The sequence below is a fragment of the Azotobacter armeniacus genome, from assembly GCF_054779355.1.
The window spans coordinates 1-4,606 of the sequence record NZ_BAAGYK010000097.1 but is presented as its reverse complement, the minus strand read 5'-3'; the positions used below and the strand labels follow the sequence as shown (position 1 = coordinate 4,606).

The window sequence follows — 4,606 nt, the reverse complement described above, 5'->3', positions numbered from 1 at the left end:
GGAATACAAGGGCGAATGGGCCGGTCGGCAGATCGTCCAGATCGACCGCTGGTACCCCAGCTCGAAACGCTGTGCCTGCTGCGGGCATATCCTTGAGCGCCTGCTGCTGGATGTTCGCCGCTGGAGTTGCCCGGAGTGCGGAACCGAGCATGACCGCGACGTGAACGCCGCGATCAACGTGAAAGCCGCCGGGCTGGCGGTGTTAGCCCTTGGAGAGAATGTAAGCGGCATGGGTCAAGTATCCGTGTCCTGTTCTCAGTGAATTGGGAATCCCCTTCCTTTAGGGAGGGGAGCAGTCAACCGTATCCTTACCAGCCACCGGAGGCTCCGCCGCCACCAAAGCCGCCGCCTCTCCCACCAAAACCACCGCCCCCGCCTCCGCCATGGCGCATGCTGCCCAGCAGTGCGCCTGCTATCAAAGCGCTGCGGCCGCGCCCGCCACGGATAAGCATCAGGATGATCACCAGCAACAACACCAACAGTATTGGCGACGGCTCATCCGCATCCTGGCTATCGGCGATCAATCCTTGTTCGCCTTGCAGGGGCTTGCCGCCGAGTACCCAGACCATCGCCGCCACGCCCTCGGTGACGCCGCGGGCAAAATCGCCCTGCCTGAAGGCCGGAATGATGATGTTATGGATGATGAGCGCGGACTGGGCGTCGGTCAGGCGCTCTTCCAGGCCATAGCCAACCTCGATGCGGACCCGCCGCTCGTCACGCGCGACGATCAGCAGCGCACCGTTGTCCTTGCCCTTCTGACCGATGCCCCAGCGGCGGCCCAGTTCGACGCCAAACTCTTCGATGCTGCGCCCTTGCAGATCCGGGACGATGACTACCACCAACTGATCGCCGGTTGCCTGCTCATGGGCAGCCAGCATCTGGGTCAGGCGAGCTTCGGTCGTTGCATCGAGCAACTCGGCACGGTCTACCACTCGACCACTCAAGGCTGGGAAGCTGGCCTCCTGTGCCTGGACGGCAAGGGCACAGGCGCAGAGCAGCATGCCCTGAACAAGCCTTTGTGCCGGTCTCATCTGAACTGGACTTGCGGTGCCTGTTCCGCATCCTGAGTCGTGGCTTCGAAGCTTTCGCGGATCGGCATGTCGCTGTAGAGCACGCTATGCCAGATGCGTCCGGGGAAGGTGCGGATCTCGGTGTTGTAACGCTCCACCGCGGCAATGAAGTCACGGCGTGCCACCGCGATACGATTTTCAGTGCCCTCCAGTTGGGACTGCAGGGCGAGGAAGTTCTGGTTGGACTTCAGCTCGGGATAGCGTTCGACCACCACCATCAACCGGCTCAGGGCGCCGCTGAGCTGGTCCTGCGCCTGCTGGAACTGCTGCAGCTGCTGTGGATTATCCAGGGTGCCGGCATCCACCTGGATGGAGGTGGCCTTGGCCCGCGCCTCGATTACCGCGGTAAGGGTTTCCCGCTCATGCTGCGCATAGCCCCTGACCGTTTCCACCAGATTGGGAATCAAGTCTGCGCGCCGCTGGTATTGGTTTTGCACCTGCGCCCAGGCAGCCTTCACCTGTTCGTCGTAGGTAGGAATGTCGTTGATACCGCAGCCCGCCAGGAGCCATGACATGAGCAGGATCGTGGCCAGCCGCCACTGGAGCCGATAGCCTTGCTTGGAATGGATCATCCGCGTGTCCCGTCTTGCTGATTGACTGGGCCTCACAACCGGTTATGCCGGTAGACCATTAGCAGTCTAGAGCCTCCCGGCCAGCCTGTTTGAAAAGGCTGGGAATATCAGGGGGCCACGATCCCGTTTGAATCCAGCTTTTGCCGCAAGCTGATGCGCTACCGCTGGCCGGGCAACGTACGTGAGCTGGAGAGCGTCATCGAGTGGGCGGTGATCCTCGCCGAGAGCGGCATCCTCGACGTCCGCCCGGGGCAAGCGGAATACGACTTGATCGTCGAGGCCCTCAAGCGGCACTGGGACAACATGACCGAAACCGCCGCCCACCTGGGCTTGCACATTGCCCGGCACAACCTTAACGACAAGGTGTTTTGCTGACGCCTCACGGCAGGCCGGCGCCTACCAGAAGCCCGCGACTATGACGAGGGTCAGCAGGGCAGTCAGCCCGGCGCCCAGGAGCAGTGTGCGAGGCACCGCCGCGCGGGGCTGTGTCAGCGGCTCCTGTACGGGCTCTCCGAGCAGCCCCGCCCAGATCCGGCAGGCGAGCAGGGTCGCGAGCAGCAGCACACCGGCGACGATGGTGAAATGCAGCTCGATCAGCCCGGCCTGGCTTGCGGCGAACCAGGCTGCGCTCAGCGCATGGCCAGTCGCGGTGCCGTAGAGGGCTCCGCGCGGACCGACGCGGCGACCGACGAACATCAGGATGAAGGTCGCGACCATGGGGGCGGCGATGTAGGTGAAACCCTGCTGCAGATAGGCGAAGAGACCGGGGAAGTTGTCGATGGCTGGCGCCCAGCTGGCCGCGAGCACCACCAGCAGCAGGGTCACGACCCGGCCGGTGCGGGCCAGGCGGCGGGCATCCGTGGAGGGGTGGCGGTGCTGGATGAAGTCCAGAGTGATCAGCGTCGAGGCCGAGTTCAACGCCGAGTCGATGCTCGACATGATCGCCGCCAGCAGCCCGGCGACAATGAGGCCGGCGAGTCCGACCGGCGCATAGTGGGCGATCAGCTGTGGAAACACCGCGTCGGCGCGCTCCAGATCCGGCAGCAGCACCGCCGCCATGGCTCCCGGCAGGACCATGATGAACAGTGGCAGCAGTTTCAGGTTGGCGGCGAGTACGGCGCCCCAGCCGGCGGCGCGCATGTCACGGGCGCCGAGCAGCCGCTGCGAGACGTACTGGTTCATGGTCCAGTAGTAGAAGCCGAGGATCGGCAGGCCGATCAGGGTGCCGAGCCAGGGCAGCTCAGGGTCGTCCAGGGGGCGGATCAGCGACAGGCGTTCCTCTCCCAGCGCCGCGCTGACCTGGCTCCAGGAGTGGTCGAACTGGCCGAATACGATCCAGGCGAGCACGGCGGAGCCGATCAGCAGCACCGTTGTCTGCAGCGTGTCGGTATAGGCGACGGCGCGCAGGCCGCCGGCCGCGGTATAGAGGCCGGTGAACAGCGCGATGCCGATACAGGTCGGGATCAGGCTCAGCCCTGGCACGAACTGCATCAGGACCACGGCCCCCGCGTACAGGCTGCCGGCGGTATCCAGCACGATGCTCAGGAAGATGGTCACCCCGGACAGGTAGCGGCGCATGCGCCCGTCGAAGCGTTGTTCGAGCAGCTCGGGAATGGTGGTGATCCGTCGGCCGAGGAAGATCGGGACCACGGTGAAGGTGGAGAACAGCAGGACCGCGGCGGCCATCCATTCGTAGTTGGCGACCGCGATCCCGGACTGCCAGGCCGCGCCCGGCAGGCCGATCAGCGTCGTCGATGAGATGTTCGAGGCGAACAGCGACAGCCCCACTACCCCCCAGCCCAGCGAACGGCCGGCCAGGAACAGCTCCTCGGTGTCCGGACTGGCCCGTGCCACACGCACGCACACAGCGATCACCACCACCAGATAGACCGCCAGCACGGCATAGTCCGCAAAATGAAGTTCCGTCATTGTCGAATTCCTGCTTTTTGTTTTGACGCCTGAATCGACGGGCCAATAAACCATAGCTATCGGCGAAGGGCAAATTGGAAAGGCTATTCTGATAGGGCCGCTTTATGGGGAGTGGCGTGCAGTTGGCCCCACCTGGGCGGGAGGCAGGGCAGTCGCATGACGGGGGCGGGAGCGAATTTTGATGGTTCCCATGCTCCCGTGTGGAAACCCGGTTCTGGGCGCTTCGCAGGCATTGGCCTCGAAGCGCTCGCGGTTGAGGGTGTAACCGCGGGTCAGGTGTTCCTTGAGCAGGCGGGTGGCCCACTGGCGGAACTGTACGCCACGCTTGGAGTTCACCCGATAGGCAACGGAAATGATGGCGTCAAGGTTGTAATGCTTGAGCGTACGTCGAACCTGCCTTTTGCCTTCGGTTTGAACTGCTAAGAAATTCTTAGCAGTTGCCTGCGGGGCGAGCTGGATCTGCCGCCGACGAAGGTGATGACCGAGTGCAGATGCTCGGGAGCGGTGCCGAGCGCCGCTTCAAGTGCCTTCAAGTGCTTGAAGTTCTGGCGCAGCGGGTTCTGGAACTTGTAGCTGCGCTTGTAGATCTTCTGCATCCACTGCGCCTGATGCTCGCTGCCGAAGATCCAGCCCTGCATGTTCTTGGTTTCCAGCACGAAGATGCCGTAGCGGGACACGAACACATGGTCGATCTGGGTGGTGCCGTCCGGCGTGGTCAGGGTGACGTTATGCAGGCGGTCGTAGGTTGGCCTGTCGAGCATCCAGTGGGCAAAGAGGCGGACCAGCCACTCGCCGATATGCCCCTTGGCCCAGGGGGATTTGAGCAAGCCGATCAGCAGAATTAAGGGGATGAGCCAGATCAACGTGCCTCAGACTGGCTGAATGATGGGAGAGACATCCTCTTTCTACTGCTCATGACGGGTCTGGTTCTACTAGGGCCTGTTAACACTAACGTAGGGCCTCAGCGATAAGAGCCACAGTGATGAAGGCGGCGTACATGAGGTCAAGCTTGTCGTAGCGCGTGAACACGCGGCG

6 protein-coding genes and 1 pseudogene are annotated in these 4,606 nt (G+C 63.2%); 2 read left to right on the top strand and 5 right to left on the bottom strand.

The window, feature by feature from the left end:
• A partial coding sequence (locus ACYVD0_RS13335; RefSeq protein ID WP_460427248.1) for an RNA-guided endonuclease InsQ/TnpB family protein occupies positions 1–262 on the top strand: 262 nt, incomplete at its 5' end.
• Between the two features lie 46 nt (positions 263–308).
• Here ACYVD0_RS13335 and ACYVD0_RS13330 read toward each other — a convergent pair.
• Together ACYVD0_RS13330 and ACYVD0_RS13325 are read right to left on the bottom strand one after the other, a co-directional pair.
• Positions 309–1,031 (bottom strand): TPM domain-containing protein, encoded by a 723-nt coding sequence (locus tag ACYVD0_RS13330; RefSeq protein ID WP_460427247.1) that lies wholly within the window; start codon positions 1,029–1,031, stop codon positions 309–311.
• On the bottom strand, positions 1,028–1,642 hold the full coding sequence (locus ACYVD0_RS13325) for a LemA family protein (protein ID WP_460427246.1): 615 nt from the start codon (positions 1,640–1,642) through the stop codon (positions 1,028–1,030). The genes ACYVD0_RS13330 and ACYVD0_RS13325 overlap by 4 nt, the downstream gene beginning before the upstream one ends.
• Positions 1,643–1,762: 120 nt before the next feature.
• On the opposite strand from ACYVD0_RS13325, the gene ACYVD0_RS13320 reads away from it, so the two are divergent.
• Positions 1,763–2,017, top strand: a complete 255-nt coding sequence (locus ACYVD0_RS13320) for an AAA-type ATPase lid domain-containing protein (protein WP_460427250.1) — start codon at positions 1,763–1,765, stop codon at positions 2,015–2,017.
• A gap of 21 nt (positions 2,018–2,038) precedes the next feature.
• On the opposite strand, the gene ACYVD0_RS13315 is transcribed toward ACYVD0_RS13320, so the two are convergent.
• The 3 genes and pseudogenes from ACYVD0_RS13315 to ACYVD0_RS13305 all read right to left on the bottom strand — a co-directional run.
• Entirely contained in the window at positions 2,039–3,571 is a 1,533-nt protein-coding gene (locus tag ACYVD0_RS13315) for an SLC5/6 family protein (protein WP_460427245.1), read from the bottom strand.
• Positions 3,572–3,673: 102 nt separating this feature from the next.
• On the bottom strand, positions 3,674–4,030 hold the full coding sequence (gene rhuM / locus ACYVD0_RS13310) for a RhuM family protein (RefSeq protein ID WP_460427249.1): 357 nt from the start codon (positions 4,028–4,030) through the stop codon (positions 3,674–3,676).
• A 2-nt stretch (positions 4,031–4,032) separates the two neighbouring features.
• A pseudogene (locus tag ACYVD0_RS13305) lies at positions 4,033–4,434 on the bottom strand (nuclease-related domain-containing protein); the annotation flags it as partial.
• Positions 4,435–4,606: the final 172 nt, after the last annotated feature.